Origin of the sequence: Pseudotabrizicola sp. (genome assembly GCF_030656345.1) — a bacterium.
GTDB lineage: Bacteria > Pseudomonadota > Alphaproteobacteria > Rhodobacterales > Rhodobacteraceae > Pseudotabrizicola.
The window spans coordinates 1-17,470 of the sequence record NZ_JAUSNR010000046.1; the positions used below are offsets into that span (position 1 = coordinate 1).

General features: G+C 65.5%; 16 protein-coding genes. 5 read left to right on the top strand and 11 right to left on the bottom strand.

Annotated features, from left to right (window positions below; all coding sequences use genetic code 11):
• Together Q7J44_RS20640 and Q7J44_RS20645 are read left to right on the top strand one after the other, a co-directional pair.
• Positions 1–479, top strand: a 479-nt coding sequence (locus Q7J44_RS20640) for an SRPBCC family protein (RefSeq protein WP_370693051.1), incomplete at its 5' end; no start/stop codon positions are given.
• Positions 476–919: an SRPBCC domain-containing protein gene (locus Q7J44_RS20645; RefSeq protein WP_304882999.1), complete on the top strand. Its 444-nt coding sequence runs from the start codon at positions 476–478 to the stop codon at positions 917–919. The genes Q7J44_RS20640 and Q7J44_RS20645, both read left to right, overlap by 4 nt.
• Here Q7J44_RS20645 and Q7J44_RS20650 read toward each other — a convergent pair.
• Together Q7J44_RS20650 and Q7J44_RS20655 are read right to left on the bottom strand one after the other, a co-directional pair.
• Positions 916–1,071: a DUF2256 domain-containing protein gene (locus Q7J44_RS20650; RefSeq protein ID WP_199489565.1), complete on the bottom strand. Its 156-nt coding sequence runs from the start codon at positions 1,069–1,071 to the stop codon at positions 916–918. The genes Q7J44_RS20645 and Q7J44_RS20650 overlap by 4 nt on opposite strands.
• Before the next feature lie 3 nt (positions 1,072–1,074).
• Complete coding sequence (locus Q7J44_RS20655; RefSeq protein WP_304883000.1) at positions 1,075–2,586, bottom strand: FAD-binding domain-containing protein; 1,512 nt, start codon at positions 2,584–2,586, stop codon at positions 1,075–1,077.
• A 139-nt stretch (positions 2,587–2,725) separates the two neighbouring features.
• Between Q7J44_RS20655 and pepN (Q7J44_RS20660) the strand changes: the two genes are divergently transcribed.
• Positions 2,726–5,284 (top strand): aminopeptidase N, encoded by a 2,559-nt coding sequence (pepN, locus tag Q7J44_RS20660; protein WP_304883001.1) that lies wholly within the window; start codon positions 2,726–2,728, stop codon positions 5,282–5,284.
• Positions 5,285–5,349: 65 nt separating this feature from the next.
• Here pepN (Q7J44_RS20660) and rlmJ read toward each other — a convergent pair whose 3' ends face one another.
• The 8 genes from rlmJ to Q7J44_RS20700 form a co-directional block, all read right to left on the bottom strand.
• Positions 5,350–6,129 carry a 23S rRNA (adenine(2030)-N(6))-methyltransferase RlmJ gene (gene rlmJ, locus Q7J44_RS20665; protein WP_304883002.1) on the bottom strand — a complete coding sequence of 260 codons (780 nt, stop codon included), beginning with the start codon at positions 6,127–6,129 and terminating at the stop codon, positions 5,350–5,352.
• A gap of 79 nt (positions 6,130–6,208) precedes the next feature.
• A complete protein-coding gene (locus Q7J44_RS20670; RefSeq protein WP_304883003.1) occupies positions 6,209–6,385 on the bottom strand; it encodes a DUF4169 family protein in 177 nt (58 codons plus the stop codon).
• A 1-nt stretch (position 6,386) separates the two neighbouring features.
• On the bottom strand, positions 6,387–7,781 hold the full coding sequence (gene fumC, locus Q7J44_RS20675; protein WP_304883004.1) for a class II fumarate hydratase: 1,395 nt from the start codon (positions 7,779–7,781) through the stop codon (positions 6,387–6,389).
• A gap of 108 nt (positions 7,782–7,889) precedes the next feature.
• The gene (locus tag Q7J44_RS20680) at positions 7,890–8,348 is read right to left on the bottom strand and encodes an SspB family protein (protein WP_304883005.1); all 459 of its coding nucleotides are present in this window, start codon (positions 8,346–8,348) and stop codon (positions 7,890–7,892) included.
• A 58-nt stretch (positions 8,349–8,406) separates the two neighbouring features.
• On the bottom strand, positions 8,407–9,648 hold the full coding sequence (chrA, locus tag Q7J44_RS20685; protein ID WP_304883006.1) for a chromate efflux transporter: 1,242 nt from the start codon (positions 9,646–9,648) through the stop codon (positions 8,407–8,409).
• Positions 9,649–9,851: 203 nt separating this feature from the next.
• A complete protein-coding gene (locus Q7J44_RS20690) occupies positions 9,852–10,403 on the bottom strand; it encodes an adenine phosphoribosyltransferase (protein ID WP_304883007.1) in 552 nt (183 codons plus the stop codon).
• Positions 10,404–10,412: 9 nt separating this feature from the next.
• Positions 10,413–11,081, bottom strand: a complete 669-nt coding sequence (locus Q7J44_RS20695; RefSeq protein WP_304883008.1) for a hypothetical protein — start codon at positions 11,079–11,081, stop codon at positions 10,413–10,415.
• The gene (locus Q7J44_RS20700; RefSeq protein ID WP_304883009.1) at positions 11,078–11,944 is read right to left on the bottom strand and encodes an S-methyl-5'-thioadenosine phosphorylase; all 867 of its coding nucleotides are present in this window, start codon (positions 11,942–11,944) and stop codon (positions 11,078–11,080) included. The genes Q7J44_RS20695 and Q7J44_RS20700 overlap by 4 nt, the downstream gene beginning before the upstream one ends.
• 475 nt (positions 11,945–12,419) lie before the next feature.
• Between Q7J44_RS20700 and Q7J44_RS20705 the strand changes: the two genes are divergently transcribed.
• Positions 12,420–13,199, top strand: coding sequence for a 23S rRNA (adenine(2030)-N(6))-methyltransferase RlmJ (locus Q7J44_RS20705; protein WP_304883010.1), 780 nt, complete (start codon positions 12,420–12,422; stop codon positions 13,197–13,199).
• 60 nt (positions 13,200–13,259) lie between these two features.
• On the opposite strand, the gene pepN (Q7J44_RS20710) is transcribed toward Q7J44_RS20705, so the two are convergent.
• Positions 13,260–15,818 carry an aminopeptidase N gene (gene pepN, locus Q7J44_RS20710; RefSeq protein WP_304883011.1) on the bottom strand — a complete coding sequence of 853 codons (2,559 nt, stop codon included), beginning with the start codon at positions 15,816–15,818 and terminating at the stop codon, positions 13,260–13,262.
• A gap of 140 nt (positions 15,819–15,958) precedes the next feature.
• Between pepN (Q7J44_RS20710) and Q7J44_RS20715 the strand changes: the two genes are divergently transcribed.
• A complete protein-coding gene (locus Q7J44_RS20715; protein WP_304883012.1) occupies positions 15,959–17,470 on the top strand; it encodes a cryptochrome/deoxyribodipyrimidine photo-lyase family protein in 1,512 nt (503 codons plus the stop codon).

Consider the following 17,470-nt stretch of genomic DNA (forward strand, 5'->3'; position numbering starts at 1 on the left):
GGAGGATGACGATGATCCTGAACCCCGAGACTGATCTTGAACTGGTGCGCCATCTGAAGGCCCCGCCGGCCAAAGTCTGGCGCTGCTGGACGGAACCCGCGCTGCTGGAACAGTGGTTTGCGCCCAAACCAGTCGTGACCCGCGATGTGCAGATCGACCTGCGCCCCGGCGGCATCTTTGCGACCACGATGGATATTCCCGGCATGGACAGCCAGACCGGCGCAGGCTGCATTCTGGAGGTCGTGCCAGAGCGGCGGTTGGTCTGGACCGATCTGCTGGGCCCTGGCTATCACCCGGCTGCGGACAGCTTTGGCATGACCGCCATCATCCTGCTGGAACCCGAAGGCACTGGCACACTCTACCGCGCCATCGCCCTGCACCGCACCCCAGATCAGCGCAAATCGCATGAGGATATGGGCTTTCACGACGGCTGGGGCACGGCGGCGGCGCAGCTCGACGCTGTGGCGGCGGCACTATGAGCGGACGTACAATCACCCTGTCGCGGCTGATCGCAGCACCGGTGCCAAAGGTCTGGCGCTGCTGGACCGATCCGGCGCTGTTGCCGCAATGGTTCGGGCCGGAGGGGTTCACCTGCCGCACTCATGACATCGACCTGCGCGAGGGCGGGCAGTGGCTGTTCGACATGACCGGGCCGGATGGCAAGGTCTGGCCCAACCGACACCGCTATACAAGGATGGAAGCGCCGCACCGGCTGGAGTTTCTGCTGGACGCAGGCACGGACGATGAGGCGGCGAATGCGGTGGTGATGACCCTGACTGCCGAGGGCGATGCCACCCGAATCCGCTATGAGATGACCTTTCCCAGCCTCGCTGCGCGGGCGATGGCGGTCGGGTTCGGTGCGGTGGAACTGGGGCATCAGACCCTGTCCAAACTCGCGGCGATGGCGCAGGGCGATTAACCCGGCTTGCGCTTTGCCTCGCCCCGGCACCGGTCAGAGCAAAAGCGCACTTCGTCCCAGACCTTTTCCCATTTCTTGCGCCAGACGAACGGCCTGCCGCAGGTGGCGCAGATCTTGCCGGGCAGATCGCCCTTTTTCACCATCTTTGCCATGGCTTACAGCCCAAGGCTCAACTGCGCCGAAGACACCGCCGCCCGCCGCTTGGGCGCGCGGTCGTTGACAAAGCGCGGATCGGCGCGACTGGCGTGGCGCTCGATGATCTCGACAATTTCGGCGCGTGGTGCGGTTTTGCGCAGGCCAAACACCGCATCGCGCGCGGCCCGCTGGGCGGCCATCACATCGACCACCGGCTCCGGATAGCGCCGCCCCAGCAGCCCGCGCGCGCCCTCCCACCGCCACGGGCTTTGCAGGAACGCATCCGGCACATCGGCCAGTTCCGGCAGCCAGCGGCGGGTGAACGCGCCGGTCGGGTCCTGATCCTGCCCCTGTTTCACCGGGTTGTAGATGCGCGGCGTGTTGATGCCCGTCGTGCCCGACTGCATCTGCACCTGCGGCCAGTGAATCCCCGGCTCGTAATCGGTAAACCGCCGCGCCAGCACAGGCCCTGTGGCGCGCCAGTCCAGCCAGAGGTGATAGGACGCGACCGATGTCACCATCGCCCGCATCCGGAAATTCAGCCAGCCGGTCGCCGCCAGATAGCGCATGCAGGCATCGACAAAGGGCAAGCCGGTTTCCCCCGCGCTCCATGCCGCCAGACGGCTGGCGTCGGGATCGCGCGGGCGCAGGTGTTCGGCGGCGCGGTGCAGGCAACGCACCTCGATCTGCGGCTCATCCTCCAGCTTTTGCATGAAGTGGTCGCGCCAGGCCAGACGGCTCTGGAAGCTGGTCAGCGATCCCGGCCAGCGCCCGCCGGGGCGCTCGGCCAGCCGGGTCGTGGTGGCTTGCGCCACCTCGCGCCCCGACAGCGCCCCCAGCGCCAGATAGGGCGACAGCCGTGAACAAGCGCGCTCGCCGGTCAGGGGCGAGGACATGGCGGTACGGTACGGCTCGCCGCGCAGGGTCAGGAAGGAGTCGAGCGCCAGCAGCCCATGCTGCCGCCCGCCCGCCTGCCGGTGGGCGCAACGATCCTCTGCCAGCCGCAGGGCGCGGGCTGAGGGGATCACCCCCGGCTCGACCCCGGAGACCGGGGTCAGCCCTGTGGGCGCGGGAAGTTGCGGCTGCGCAGTAAAGCTGTCGCGCTTGCGCGCCCAGCCATCCCGCCCGGCCATCCTGCGCACCACACCCGATTGCGGCAGCTCGGTCCAGTCCACCCCCGCCGCTTTGGCCCAAGCCGCCACGCGTTTGTCGCGGGCAAAGGTCCACAGATTGCCGGTCTCTTCATGGCTGACGATATGGCTGATCTTGTGCTGACGGCGCAGCCGCTCCATCACCTCGACCGCCTCGCCGACCCGCACGATCAGCCGCGCCCCCGCTGTCCCCAGATCCTGCCGCAGATCGGCCAAGGTTTCGGCGGTAAACTCCCATTGCCTGGCCGAGGTATCGGGCAGCGCCCAATACTCCGGCTCTACAATATACAGCGGCAGAACCGGCCCGAGGCTTGCCGCCAGCGTCAGGGCAGGGTGGTCATGGACCCGCAGATCGCGCTTGAACCAGATGAGAACATTCATGGAACATATCAGATAGCGGCTGGGCCAGATTCGTAAAGACCTGATCCGCCGTGCGCAGGATTTTTCCCCCGCGCCAATGCCTTCGGGCTTGCACGTGGCGGCACAGCGCATAGCTTGGGTGGGCAGGAGGACCAGACCCATGACCGACGCCCGCGCCATACACCTTGCCGATTACCAGCCGTTTTCGCACCTTGTGGATCAGGTCGCGCTGAAATTCCATCTGTCGCCACAGGCCACAAAGGTACAGGCGCGGCTGGAGATGCGGCCAAACCCGGCGCGGGGTGCGGGCCATGACCTGCGGCTAGATGGTGAGGGGCTGCGGCTCATGTCGTTGTCAATAGACGGGCGGGCGCTGTCGGTGCAGCCCGATGACACCGGGCTGACCATTCCGGCGGCGGAGTTGCCCGATGCGCCGTTTGTGCTGGAAACCGAGGTCGAGATCGCGCCCGAGGGCAATACCGCGCTGGAGGGCCTGTATATGTCGCGCGGCCTGTACTGCACCCAATGCGAGGCCGAAGGCTTTCGCAAGATCACCTTTTACCCCGACCGCCCCGACGTGATGGCGCGGTTCCGGGTGCAGGTCGCGGGCGATCTGCCGGTGCTGTTGTCCAACGGCAATCTGGTGGCCGAGGGGCCGGGCTGGGCGGAATGGGATGACCCATGGCCCAAACCCGCCTATCTGTTCGCACTGGTCGCGGGAGATCTGCGCGCCCATTCCGCCCGGTTCGTCACGATGTCGGGCCGCGATGTCGCGCTCAACATCTGGGTGCGGCCGGGGGATGAGGGGCGCTGCGCCTATGCGATGGACAGCCTGATCCGCTCGATGCGGTGGGATGAACAGGTCTACGGGCGCGAATACGATCTGGACGTGTTCAATATCGTCGCGGTCGATGATTTCAACATGGGCGCGATGGAGAACAAGGGGCTGAACATCTTCAACTCCAAATTCGTGCTGGCCAGTCCCGAGACCGCCACCGACGATGACTTCGCCCGGATCGAGGCGATCATCGCGCATGAGTATTTCCACAACTGGACCGGCAACCGCATCACCTGCCGCGACTGGTTTCAGCTGTGCCTGAAAGAGGGGCTGACCGTCTACCGCGACCAGCAGTTTTCCGGTGACATGCGGTCCCACGCGGTCAAGCGGATCGAGGATGTGCTGATGCTGCGCGCCCGCCAGTTCCGCGAGGATCAGGGGCCGCTGGCCCATGCGGTGCGGCCTGAGAGCTATGTCGAGATCAACAATTTCTACACCGCCACGATCTATGAAAAGGGTGCCGAGGTGATCGGCATGCTGAAACGTCTGGTGGGGGATGACGGCTATGCCCGCGCGCTGGATCTGTATTTCGAGCGCCACGACGGGCAGGCGGCCACGATCGAGGATTGGCTGGCGGTGTTTCAGGATGCCACGGGGCGCGATCTGACCCAGTTCAAACGCTGGTATTCCGAAGCGGGCACGCCCCGGCTACGGGTAACAGATGACTTTAACAACGGCACCTATACGCTTCATTTCGAACAGGAAAACCCGGTCACCCCCGGCCAGACGGTCAAGGGCGCCAAGGTGCTGCCGATTGCAGTCGGGCTTTTGAACCCCAATGGCGACGAGGTGGTGCCGACCACGGTGCTGGAAATGACCGAGACCCGGCAATCCTTCCGCTTTGACGGGTTGGCGGCGCGGCCGGTGCCCTCGATCCTGCGCGGCTTTTCCGCGCCGGTGCTGCTGGAGCGTACGGTCAGCGCCGAGGAGCGCGCCTTTCTGCTGGCGCATGACACCGACCCGTTCAACAAATGGGAGGCGGGGCGGGCCTTGGCCAAGGATCTGCTGGCGCGGATGGTGATCGACGGGGCTGCACCGGGGCCGGACTGGCTTGATGCACTGGCGCGGGTGGCGCAGGATGACAGCCTTGACCCGGCGTTTCGCGCGCTTTGCCTGCGGCTGCCGTCCGATGACGACATGGCGCAAACCTTGTACGCCTCAGGCCATGTGCCAGACCCGGCGGGGATTTACGCGGCGCGCAGACGGATGGGGGATGCGCTGGCACAGCGGCTGGCCGGGGTGTTGCCGGGGCTGATGGCGGGGCTTGCCGAACCCGGCCCGTTTACGCCCGATGCCCGCGCTGCGGGCCGCCGGTCGTTGCGGCTGGCCGCGCTGTCGCTGCTGTCCCGGGTCGATGGCGGCACCGCCGCGCGCGCCGCCTTTGCGGCGGCGGACAACATGACCGAAGAGGTCGGCGCGCTGTCCTGCCTGCTCGACATCGGCGCGGGGCAAGAGGAGCTGGCGCGGTTTGAATCCCGCTGGCGGACCGACCGCAATGTGATGGACAAGTGGTTTGCGCTGCAGATCGGCTTTGCCAGCCCGGAGCGGGCGGCAGAGGTGACCCGCGCCCTGACCGAACACCCGGATTTCGACTGGAAAAATCCCAACCGCTTCCGGTCAGTGATCGGGGCGCTGTCGGGCCATCATGCGGGGTTCCACCACATCAGCGGCGCGGCTTATGCGCTGGTGGCGGATTGGTTGCTGCGGCTCGACCCGCTGAACCCGCAAACGGCGGCGCGGATGTCGACCGCGTTCGAGACCTGGCCGCGCTATGACGCCGACCGGCAGGGCATGCTGCGCGATGTGCTGCGCCGGATGCTGGCAACCAAGGGGCTAAGCCGGGATCTGTCCGAGATGGCCGGGCGCATGCTGGGGGACTAAGCGCGCGCAGCAGGCCGGGCCCGAATTTTCGCCGAAAATTCGTCTGCGGCCGGGGGTGTGATCCGTCAGCCGAGCTTACGGAACAATCCGGTCAACCGCTTCGTCTCGGTTTCAATGCCAAAGGGCGGGTTGATCATCACCATGCCCGAGCCTTCCATCCGGTGCCCGTCGCGCACCGGGGGGAAGCGCACCTCATGCACCAGCGCCTCGGGCTGGATCGCGCGCAGCTCTACCAACATCGGCTTGTGATAGCCTTCGCGCAGGATCGGATACCACAGGTAAATGATCCCGACATTCCACTTGCGGTGCAGCTGGCCGACCACGCGCGGTATCGTCTCGTAATCGGTCTTCACCTCATAAGACGGGTCGATCAGCGCCATGCCGCGCCGGGGCGTGGGCGGGCAGATCGACAGCGCTTTGGCCAGACCATCCTCGTGATAGACCTTGGCCCCGAACGGGGCAGAGGCATATTCCAGCGCCGCATGTTCCTGCGGGTGCAGCTCGCACAGATGGATGCTGTCGGTTTCGCGCAGCAGGTGCCCGGCGATCAGCGGGCTGCCGGGGTAGGCGGCTGGCCCGCGCTGGTCGCGGGTGGCGGCCAGAGCGCGGCTATAGGGGTGCGTCGCGGGAAACCAGTTGGCGGCGATGGCAATGCCCTTGGCCGCCTCGCCGGTTTTCATCGCTTCGGGGGCGGTCAGATCATACAGCCCGCGCCCGGCGTGGGTTTCCACAGAGGTCAGCGGTTTGTCCTTGCGGGTCAGGTAATCGAGCGTGGTGGCCAAAAGCGCGTGCTTGTGGACATCGGCAAGATTTCCGGCGTGATACAGGTGTTGATATGACAGCATCTCATTGCCGTAGCAGGCGGCGGCCTGCCCCGCAAGGGCAGGGCGGGGTTTGGCGTCGCAAGGCGGGGTGAACCCCGCCCTACGGCTCGCGTTTATGTGCCGCAAGATCGCGGGCGGCTTTGTCTGCTTCGGCCTTTTGCCGGTCGCGCTCGGTTCGGGTCAGGCCAAACTTCACCGCGTTTTCATCCGCCTGCGCGCGGGCCGCCTTGCGGGCGGCCTGCTTTTTCACCATGCGCAGGTTGACGACCTCGGCCATATCAGCCTTTGGGGCCGATCATATCCTCGGGCCGCACCACGCGGTCAAAGGTTTCGGCGTCGACAAAGCCAAGCGCAATCGCCTCTTCCTTCAGGGTGGTGCCGTTCTTGTGCGCGGTCTTGGCCACCTTGGTCGCGTTGTCATAGCCGATGGTCGGGGCCAGTGCGGTGACCAGCATCAGCGATTCCTTCATCAGCTTGTCGATCCGCGCCACATTGGCTTGGGTGCCCACCACCATATTGTCGGTGAACGATCCCGCCGCGTCGCCCAGAAGTTGCATGGATTGCAGCAGGTTGTACGACATCATCGGGTTGTAGACGTTCAGCTCGAAATGACCCTGCGAGCCGGCAAAGCCGATGGCCGCATCATTGCCCATCACATGCGCACAGACCATGGTCAGCGCTTCGGCCTGCGTCGGGTTGACCTTGCCCGGCATGATCGACGATCCGGGTTCATTTTCCGGCAGGATCAGCTCACCCAGACCCGAACGCGGGCCCGATCCCAGCAAGCGCAGGTCATTGGCAATTTTGAACAGGCTGGCGGCAACGGTTTTCAACGCGCCCGAGAACATCACCATGGCGTCATGCGCGGCGAGCGCCTCAAACTTGTTGGGCGCGGTCACGAAGGGCAGATCGGTGATTTCGGCAATGCGCGCGGCGACACGGGTATCCCAGCCCACACGGGTGTTCAGCCCGGTGCCGACAGCGGTGCCGCCCTGGGCCAGTTCATAAATGTCGGGCAGGCACATTTTCACCCGGGCGATGCCCTTGGCGACCTGCGCAGCATAGCCGCCGAATTCCTGGCCAAGCGTCAGCGGCGTGGCATCCTGCGTATGGGTGCGGCCGATCTTGATGATATCCTTGAACTCTTCCGATTTCGCGACCAGTGCGCCGTGCAGCTTTTCCAACCCCGGCAGCAACACATCGCGCGCCATCATGCCAGTGGCGACGTGCATTGCGGTGGGGAAGGTGTCGTTGCTGGATTGCCCCATGTTCACATGGTCATTCGGGTGGACCGGCTTTTTGGACCCCATCACCCCGCCCAGCATTTCAATCGCGCGGTTAGAGATCACCTCATTCGCGTTCATGTTGCTTTGCGTGCCCGACCCGGTCTGCCAGACCACCAGCGGGAAGTTGTCGTCGAACTTGCCGTCGATCACCTCTGTCGCGGCGGCGGCAATCGCAGTGCCCAGATCGGCAGGCATATCGCCCTGATCGACGTTGACCAGCGCGCAGGCCTTTTTGATCACGCCAAGCGCGCGGATGATCGCAACGGGCTGCTTTTCCCAGCCGATCGGAAAGTTGATGATCGACCGCTGGGTCTGCGCGCCCCAGTATTTGTCGGCAGGAACCTCCAGCGGGCCAAAGCTGTCGGTTTCGGTACGGGTGGCGGACATCGGCAAGCCTCCTGATTTTGCTGCCCCGTCCTTACGGTGCGGGCGCAGAAAAATCAATCGGCATACCGTCGCATACAGGACCAGATCCCGTTGCTTTTTCCCAAAACGCTATTGCTTGCGGAACTTGTCCAGGCTGACAACCTCGGCGTCATGCTGTGGGGGCGGCGGATCATCGTCGCCGTCGTCTTCGTCGCCCTCATCCTCATCGTCTTCGACATGGCTTTCAAAGCGCAGGCCGAATTCGACGGACGGGTCAACAAAGGTGCGCACCGCATCGAACGGAATCACCATCGGTTCCGGCTGGTTGCCGAAGTTGAGGGTGATGGTGAAACCCTCATCCGTCACGGTCAGGTTTTCAAACCAGTGCTGGATCACGATGGTCATTTCCGCCGGATAGCGGGCTTTGAGCCAATCGGCCATCTCCACCTCGGGATGGGTGGTGTCAAAGGTGATGAAGAAATGATGCGCGCCGGGCAGGCCGTTCTGGCCCACATCCTCCAGCACAGACTGGATCAGGCTGCGCATCGCGCGATGCATCAGATTTCCGTAGTCGATCGACCGCGCCATTCCAAACCTCAAACTCTTGTCCCGTCAGCATAGGGGATTCGCCCCCGATGAAAAGGGGTCAGGCCGCACTGATTGCAACCGACAGCAGGGCCGAGGCGGCGAGCACCTGCCACAACGGGCGGTGAAACCCCAAGAGCAGCAGCGCCGACAGGGCCGCAAGACCAAGCGCGGTCAGGTTCAGACTGGCCGGATCGGGCACGATCAGCTGCACCGGACCCAAGCTGCGCGGCGTGATGGTGGCGAACAGCAGGTGCAGCGCAAACCACAGCGACAGATTCGCAATCACCCCCACCACCGCCGCCATGATCGCCGCCAAGGCCCCGGCAAGCCGCGGGTCAGCGGTGATGCGCGACAGGTACGGAGCGGCCACGAAGATCCACAAAAAGCACGGCGCAAAGGTCATCCACAGCGTGACACCCGCCGCCGCAATGCCCATCGCCCAGCCGCCCGCGCCATAGCCCGCCATGAAGCCCACGAATTCATTGACCAGTATCAGCGGGCCGGGCGTGGTTTCCGCCAGCCCCAGCCCCGCCATCATCTGCGGCGTGGTCAGCCAGCCCTGCACCGCCACCACCTCTTGCGTCATCCATGCCAGCACCGCGTAGGCCCCGCCAAAGGTCAGCACCGCGAGCTTGGAGAAGAACCAGCCGACATCGAACAAGATCCCGCCCGTCAGCCACAGCAGCGCCAGCGGCACCAGCCAGACCGACAGCCACAGCATCAGCGTTGCCGCCGTGCGCGGGGCAGTGACCTCGGGCAAGGCGGCGCGATTGCCGCGCGCGGTGATCAGCCCCCAGATCCCGGCGGCAAGGATGATCACCGGGAACGGCAGGTTCAGCACGAACAGGCCCAGAAAGGCAGCAATCGCAATCACATAGGCCACGCGCCCGCGCAGCGCACGGCGCGCCACCTTGATCAGCGCCTCGATCACAATGGCGATGACCGCCGCCTGCACGCCCAGAAACAGCGCCTGCATCAGCGGCAGTTCCCCCCAAGCGGCATAGGCCATCGTCAAAACCAGCACGACCAGCGCGCCGGGCAGCACGAACAGCCCGCCCGCAATCAGCCCGCCTTTTGTGCCCTGCAGCCGCCAGCCTGCCCATGTGGCCAGCTGCATCGCCTCTGGCCCCGGCAGCAGCATGCAAAACGACAGGGCCGACAGATAATCCTTTTCGGTCAGCCATTTGCGTTCGTCCACCAGCACCTTGTGCATCAGGGCGATCTGCGCGGCGGGGCCACCAAACGACAGCATGCCAATGCGGGCGAAGGTGCGGGTCAGGTCGGATATGCTGGCTGTCATCCGCGCAGGCTAAGCGCGCCGGATGACGAGGGCAAGACAGGAACCCCGCCGGCCCTGGGGGACCGGCGGGGCGGGGTCGTTTGACGTGTGATTGCAAGCAGCACGTCAACAAAGGGCACAACACCCTTACAAGCAGCAACGCGACCAGGGCCGCGTCAGATATGTCTAGGACCGATTCTCTAATTCAGGGTTAACAGCGCCGGTCACAGCCCTTCGAACGCACACAGGGCATGCACCTCCATGCCCAACGCCTCCAGCCTTTTGCGCCCGCCCAGATCGGGCAGATCGACGACAAAGGCGCAGCCCACCACCTGCGCGCCCAGACGTTCGATCAGCCTGATCCCGGCCTCGGCGGTGCCGCCGGTGGCCAGCAGGTCATCGACGATCAGCACCGCCTCGCCGGGTTGCAGGGCGTCGTCATGCACCTCGACCACCGCCTCGCCATATTCCAGCGTATAGGCCTGGCTGATGGTCTGCCCCGGCAGCTTGCCTTTCTTGCGCACCGGCACAAAGCCGGTCGACAGCTGATGCGCCACCGCCCCGCCAAGGATAAAGCCGCGTGCCTCCAGCCCCACCACCTTGTCGATCCGCACGCCCACATAGGGGGCCAAGAGCTGATCGACACACATCCTAAATCCGCGCGGATCGGCAAACAGGGTGGTGACATCGCGGAACAATATCCCGTCATGCGGAAAATCCACGATGGTGCGGATGTAATCCTTGACCGTTTTCGGGGCGGGTTTTGGCACGGGCATAGCAGGCTTTCAGGGTTCGGGCGGGTACAGATGGCGCAGCAGGCGCGCATCCTGACCGGCGATGGTGACAGTGGCGTTAGAGGTTTGCGACAGGATCGACACCCCCTCATAGGCAGCGGCATCAATGTCGAAGACAGGGCCGGTGGCCTGAAAAATCTCTTCCAGCACGACCGAGACAATCTCCCCCGGGGTGATCGAGGTGGAAATCAGGATCGAGGCTTCGGTGATCTTGTGATCCGGCGTCCACCACAGGGTGGCATAGCCCACCCCCATCACCCCGGCCCCCGACATGCCGGGCACCTCGGCGATCTGGCTGCCATCGGTCGCGTCGGTCAGCGACAGGCGGATATCCGCCTCTGGCCCGGCAATGCGGGTGATGGACAGGGCAGAGCCTGCGCCGTTAATCTGGGCAATCGCATAATCCACGCTGGCCGACAGCAGCATCCGGAACAGCAGCCCGCTTTGGGCGTCGGATGGCACCACCGCAAGGGTCAGGCTTTGCTTGCCCCAGGTTACCGGGGGCTGGCGGCAGTCCTGCCCGGGTGCGGCCCCGCAGGTGGCAGCGCGGAAGAAGTCTGCATCGGGCAGGATGCCCTCTACCGTCACGCCATCGAACGCCCAGCCGGCCCCGGCAAGGCACAGGGTCAGCGCTGCGGCAAGGGGCAGGCGTTGCGTCACAGCACCCGCCCGGCAACGGCGTCAAGCTTTGCCAGCAGGTCCGGATCGCGCAGCGACGGCGCCGTCATGATCGCATGATCCAGCGCCCGGTCGCAACCGTGCGGGCACGGCGCGCGGGTGGCCCCCAGCAGCGCGGGCAGGCGCGCCACCAGATCACGCGCTACCTGCGCATTGCGCCCCATCGTCGCCAGCACCTGCGCCACATCCACCGCGCCATGCGACGGGTGCCAGCAATCAAAATCGGTCACCATGGCGATGCAGGCATAGCACAACTCGGCCTCACGGGCGAGTTTCGCCTCGGGCATCCCGGTCATCCCGATTAGATCGGCCCCCCACTGCCGGTAGAGCCGCGACTCGGCGAGGGTGGAAAACTGCGGCCCCTCCATCGCGACATAGGTGGCCCCCTCATGCACCCTTGCCCCTGCAGCAACGGCGGCACTGGCCACGTGGCCGGACAGCCGCGCACAGGTGGGGTGGGAAAAGCCGACATGGGCCACACATCCGCTACCGAAAAAGGATTTCTCGCGCGCGAAGGTCCGGTCGATGTACTGGTCGACCACCACAAAATCGCCCGGCGCGTAATCTTCGCGCAGCGAGCCCACCGCCGACAGCGCCACCAGATCGGTGCAGCCCAGCCGCTTCAGCGCATCGATATTGGCCCGGTAGTTCACCGCGCTGGGGGAATGGACATGGCCGCGCCCGTGGCGGGGCAGAAACGCCATGGCGACCCCGTGCAGCCGCCCCACCAGAATATCGTCCGAAGGCTTGCCCCAGGGGGTCTTGACCCGCACCCAGCTCGCGCCCTCCAGCCCGTCGATCTGATAGAGGCCAGAGCCCCCGATGATCCCGATCATGGTGTCCATCCCGCGCCGCCCCTGTGCTGCCCCTGTTCCGGCCTGATCTTAAGCCGGGCAGCGGGTGGGGGGAAGAGGCGGCTTCCCCCTGTGTTGCACGGGAGCGGGGTGAGGGAAATCAAGGGGTTGGCGGAGGGGGATTGGGTAAGGTTCGGACGGGAGAGTCAGTGGGGTTAGTTGCGATGCGCTTATCAGTTAAACCCAGGCCTACCCGCGCAGCAATGTGCGATCAGGGTGCGCTCGGCCTGTATAGGGGCGTCGGGGCCGGTTTGCGCGAGGAAGTCTTCGACCGTTCTGAACATGCTGTGCCCCTTGCCACAGTCTGTTGGTGGCGGGTTCGTGCATTTGGTGCAAGGGGGATGCCGTTGCGCAATGGTGGGTTGACCCGCCCTGCCTTGGCGTGGCGGGGAGACCCCCGCCCTATCCATGCGACGATGCCCCACCCCATCTTGCGGGACCGCGCCCCACCTGCTACGGCAGGCTCATGCTGTCATATCAACACCTGTATCACGCCGGAAATCTGGCCGATGTCCACAAGCACGCGCTGCTGGCCACCACGCTCGATTACCTGACCCGCAAGGACAAACCGCTGACCTATGTGGAAACCCACGCCGGGCGCGGGCTGTATGACCTGACCGCCCCGGAAGCGGTGAAAACCGGCGAGGCGGCCAAGGGCATCGCCATTGCCGGGGGCTGGTTTCCCGAGGCGCATCCCTACAGCCGCGCTCTGGCGGCGACGCGCGACCAGCGGGGGGCCAGCTTTTACCCCGGCAGCCCGCTGATTGCCGGGCATCTGCTGCGCGAGACGGACAGCATTCACCTGTGCGAACTGCACCCGCAGGAACATGCGGCGCTGGAATACGCCTCTGCCCCCTTTGGGGGCAAGGTCTATCACGAGGATGGTCTGGCCAAGGCGCTGTCGATCTGCCCGCCGACGCCCCGGCGCGGCATCGTGCTGATCGACCCGTCCTATGAGGTGAAGACCGATTACGAGACCATTCCGCGCGTGATCGGCCAGCTGCACCGCAAGTGGAATGTCGGGATCGTCTATCTGTGGTATCCGATCCTGCGCGAAGGCTATCACAAGCCGATGCTGGCCGAGCTCAAGGCCATCGCCCCAGAAGCGCTGGTGCATGAGGTGCGCTTCCCCCCGGTGCGCGACGGGCACCGGATGGAAGGCTCTGGCATGGTGATGATCAACCCGCCCTACGGAATCGAGACCGAGACCAAACGGCTGACCGGGTTGTTCCGCAAGCTCGGCTGACGGACTATTCCCCCGGCCACAGACGAATTTTCACTGAGAACTCGCTCCCGGCCGGGGTGCTCAGTCGCCCAGCATCCGCCCTGCCATTTCGGTCAGATCCCGGCTCAGCCCTTCGGTCGCCAGCATCCGGCCCAGCACCTCGCGCACCATGGCCTTCCGGTCGGCGTCATAGCGCGGCCAGGTCTCGAACGCGGTCGACATCCGCGCCGCCGTCTGTGGGTTCAGCGGGTCAAGCCGCAGCAGCCAATCGGCCACCAGCGCATAGCCCGCCCCGCTGTGGTGGTGGAACCCGGCATGGTTGCCCGACAAGGCCCCGATCACCGAACGGAAGCGGTTGGGATTCTTCCAGTCGAAATCCTTGTGGGTGGTCAGGCCGCGCGTCACCTCTGCCGCCCGGTCGGGTGCAGCATAGGCGATCTGCAGCGCAAACCACTTGTCCATCACATTACGGTCGGCGTGCCAGCGGGCTTCAAACCGGGCCAGTTCCTGCTGCCCCGCGCCGATGTCGAGCAGGCAGGACAGCGCCCCCACCTCTTCGGTCATGTTGTCCGCCGCCGCATACGCCGCCTGCGCCGCCCGGCCGCCATCGACGCGGGACAGCAGCGACAGCGCCGCCAGCCGCAAGGCCCTGCGCCCTGCGGCGCGGGCATCGGGCGTGAACGGTCCCGGTTCGGCCAGCGATGCGATCAGCCCCGGCAAAACCCCGGCCAGCCGTTGCGCAAGTGCCGCGCCCATGCGGCGGCGGGCGGTGTAAATGCCGGCCGGATCAGGCACTTGGCCCGCTGCGTGCAGGGTCTGCGCCATATCGTCATCCGATGGCAGCCGCAGGCAGAGCGCGCGAAAGGCCGGATCAAGACTGTCATCCTGCGCCACGCGGGCCAAAGCATCCAGCCAATCCGGCCCCGGCGATGCGCCTTCCGTCACCATCCGCGCCAGCAGATCCTTGGCGAGTGCGCGCCCCGCCTCCCATTTGTTGAACGGGTCGGTGTCATGCGCGAGCAGGAAGGCGCGCTCTTCGGCGCTGACCGCATGGTCCAGCACCACCGGCGCGGAAAATCCGCGCAGGATCGAAGGCACCGGGCGGGTGGACAGCCCGTCAAACGAGAAGGATTGGCGGGTTTGCGTCATTTCCAGCACCGTGGTCGGCACCACCTCATCGCCATTTGGGTTCAAAAGGCCGACCGCAATCGGCAGCACCTTGGCCCCCTTGACCGGCTGGCCCGGGGTTTCCGGGTTTTCCTGTTCAAAATGAAGCGTATAGGTGCCATTGCTAAAGTCATCCGTCACCTTCAGGCGCGGCGTGCCCGCCTCGGAATACCAGCGTTTGAACTGGGTCAGATCACGCCCCGTCGCATCCTGAAATACCGCCAGCCAGTCCTCAATCGTGGCGGCCTGTCCGTCGTGGCGGTCGAAATACAGATCCAGCGCGCGGGCGTAGCCGTCATCGCCGACCAGACGTTTCAACATGCCGATCACCTCGGCGCCCTTTTCATAGATCGTGGCAGTGTAGAAGTTGTTGATCTCGACATACGACTCTGGCCGCACCGCATGGGCCAGCGGCCCCTGATCCTCGCGGAACTGACGGGCGCGCAGCATCAGCACATCTTCGATCCGCTTCACCGCATGGCTGCGCATGTCGCCGGAAAACTGCTGATCGCGGAACACGGTCAGCCCTTCCTTGAGGCAGAGCTGGAACCAGTCGCGGCAGGTGATGCGGTTGCCGGTCCAGTTGTGGAAATACTCATGCGCGATGATCGCCTCGATCCGGGCGAAGTCATCATCAGTGGCGGTTTCGGGGCTGGCCAGAACGAATTTGGAGTTGAAGATGTTCAGCCCCTTGTTCTCCATCGCGCCCATGTTGAAATCATCGACCGCGACGATGTTGAACACATCCAGATCATATTCGCGCCCGTAAACCTGTTCATCCCACCGCATCGACCGGATCAGGCTGTCCATCGCATAGGCGCAGCGCCCTTCATCGCCCGGGCGCACCCAGATGTTGAGCGCGACATCGCGGCCCGACAGCGTGCGGAACGCGGCGGAATGCGCGCGCAGGTCGCCCGCGACCAGCGCGAACAGATAGGCGGGTTTGGGCCATGGGTCATCCCATTCGGCCCAACCCGGCCCTTGGTCCAGCAGGTTGCCGTTGGACAAAAGCACCGGCTGGGTTCCTTCGACCCGCACCCGGAACCGCGCCATCACATCGGGGCGGTCGGGATAGAAGGTGATCTTGCGAAAGCCTTCAGCCTCGCACTGGGTGCAATACATGCCGCGCGACATATACAGCCCCTCCAGCGCGGTATTGCCTTCGGGCGCGATCTGCACCTCGGTTTCCAGCACAAAGGACGCGTCGGGCAGGTCTGTCGCCGGAAGGGTCAGGCCGGTGGCGTCGGGGGTGATATCAAGCGCCCGCCCATCCACCGTCAGCGACAAAAGCCGCAGCCCTTCGCCATCCAGCCGCAGATCAATCCCCGCACCGCGCGCCGGGTTTGGCCGCATCTCCAGCCGCGCTTTCACCCGCGTCGCCTGTGGGGACAGATGAAAGGTCAACGCGACCTGATCGATCAGGTGCGAAAACGGCTGGTAGTCGGCAAGATGGATGGCGCGGGCGTGGGTCATGGCAATGGTCTCCTGTCCCGGCCCAAGCTAGGCGCTTGGGGGGCACACGCAAGCCCGAAGGCTTTGACGCGGGGCAAAAATCCATGCGCGGGGCGGATCGGGGCTTTACGAATCTGCGCCAGCCGCTATCTGTTTGTTCCATGAATGTTCTCGTCTGGTTCAAGCGTGATCTGCGGATCGATGACCACCCTGCCCTGACCCATGCCACGGGCCTCGGGCCGGTGCTGCCGCTGTATATTGTGGAGCCGGAGTATTGGGCGCTGCCCGACACATCGGCCCGGCAATGGGCGTTCACCGCCGAATGTCTAGCCGATCTGCGTCAGGATCTGGGGGCGGCAGGTGCGCGGCTGGCGGTCCGGGTCGGCGACGCGGTGGAGGTGATGGAGCGGCTGTGCCGCCAGCACAAGATCACCCAAATCGTCAGCCATGAAGAGACCGGCAATCTGTGGACCTTTGCGCGTGACCGCCGGGTGGCGGCATGGGCACGCGCTGCCGGGGTGGCATGGACCGAACTGCCGCAATCGGGCGTGGTGCGCAGGCTGGCCGGGCGCGACGGCTGGGCGCGGCGGCGCGACAGCTTTACCGCGCAGCCGCAACTGCCAGCGCCTTCGGGGCTGACCCCGGTGTCGGGGGTAGAGCCGGGGGTGATCCCCACCGCGCGCGCGCTGCGATTGACTGAGGATCGCTGCGCCCACCGCCAGGCGGGCGGGCGGCAGCACGGGCTGCTGGCGCTGGATACGTTCCTGACCAAACGCGGCGAGCCGTACCGTGCCGCCATGTCCTCACCGCTGACCGGCGAGCGGGCCTGTTCGCGCCTGTCGCCCTATCTGGCGCTTGGCGCGCTGTCGGGGCGCGAGGTGGCGCAGGCCACCACCGCGCGGCTGGGTGAGCGGCCCGGCGGGCGGTGGCCGGGGTCATTGGCCAGCTTTCAAAGCCGTCTGGCCTGGCGCGACCACTTCATGCAAAAGCTGGAGGATGAGCCGCAGATCGAAACGCGCTGCCTGCACCGCGCAGCGGAAGGCTTGCGCCCGCGCGACCCTGATGCCGCGCGGCTGGCGGCGTGGTCCGCGGGGGAAACCGGCTTGCCCTTTGTCGACGCCTGCATGCGATACCTGGCGGCGACCGGCTGGCTGAATTTCCGGATGCGGGCGATGGTGACATCGGTGGCGTCCTATCACCTTTGGCTGGACTGGCGCGCCACCGGCCCGGTGCTGGCGCGGCTGTTCACCGATTATGAACCCGGCATCCACTGGCCGCAGGTGCAGATGCAGTCGGGCACCACGGGCATCAACACGCCGCGCATCTACAACCCGGTGAAGCAGGGGGTTGATCAGGACCCGACCGGCGCCTTCACCCGCCGCTGGGTGCCCGAACTGGCAGAGGTGCCGGACGCCCTGCTGCAAAGCCCATGGCGGTGGGAGGGCGCGCGCGGGTTGCTGGGGCGGCGCTATCCTGAACCCGTGGTCGATGTGATGGCCGCGCAAAGGGCCGCGCGTGAGGCTGTCTTTGGCCTGCGCAAGACCGCGCCGCGCGCGGAAATCGTAGAGATCATCGAACGCCATGCCAGCCGCGCCGACCCGCGGTTCGTCAACGACCGCGCCCCGCGCAGGCGCGCGCCGGTGTCTGCGGCGCAGCTGAGCCTTGGCTTATAA

Coding starts and splice junctions, on each gene's coding strand:
- Q7J44_RS20645 (WP_304882999.1), top strand. CDS start 476: ATGAGCGGACGTACAATCACCCTGTCGCGGCTGATCGCAGCACCGGTG.
- Q7J44_RS20650 (WP_199489565.1), bottom strand. CDS start 1,071: ATGGCAAAGATGGTGAAAAAGGGCGATCTGCCCGGCAAGATCTGCGCC.
- Q7J44_RS20655 (WP_304883000.1), bottom strand. CDS start 2,586: ATGAATGTTCTCATCTGGTTCAAGCGCGATCTGCGGGTCCATGACCAC.
- pepN (WP_304883001.1), top strand. CDS start 2,726: ATGACCGACGCCCGCGCCATACACCTTGCCGATTACCAGCCGTTTTCG.
- rlmJ (WP_304883002.1), bottom strand. CDS start 6,129: ATGCTGTCATATCAACACCTGTATCACGCCGGAAATCTTGCCGATGTC.
- Q7J44_RS20670 (WP_304883003.1), bottom strand. CDS start 6,385: ATGGCCGAGGTCGTCAACCTGCGCATGGTGAAAAAGCAGGCCGCCCGC.
- fumC (WP_304883004.1), bottom strand. CDS start 7,781: ATGTCCGCCACCCGTACCGAAACCGACAGCTTTGGCCCGCTGGAGGTT.
- Q7J44_RS20680 (WP_304883005.1), bottom strand. CDS start 8,348: ATGGCGCGGTCGATCGACTACGGAAATCTGATGCATCGCGCGATGCGC.
- chrA (WP_304883006.1), bottom strand. CDS start 9,648: ATGACAGCCAGCATATCCGACCTGACCCGCACCTTCGCCCGCATTGGC.
- Q7J44_RS20690 (WP_304883007.1), bottom strand. CDS start 10,403: ATGCCCGTGCCAAAACCCGCCCCGAAAACGGTCAAGGATTACATCCGC.
- Q7J44_RS20700 (WP_304883009.1), bottom strand. CDS start 11,944: ATGGACACCATGATCGGGATCATCGGGGGCTCTGGCCTCTATCAGATC.
- Q7J44_RS20705 (WP_304883010.1), top strand. CDS start 12,420: ATGCTGTCATATCAACACCTGTATCACGCCGGAAATCTGGCCGATGTC.
- pepN (WP_304883011.1), bottom strand. CDS start 15,818: ATGACCCACGCCCGCGCCATCCATCTTGCCGACTACCAGCCGTTTTCG.
- Q7J44_RS20715 (WP_304883012.1), top strand. CDS start 15,959: ATGAATGTTCTCGTCTGGTTCAAGCGTGATCTGCGGATCGATGACCAC.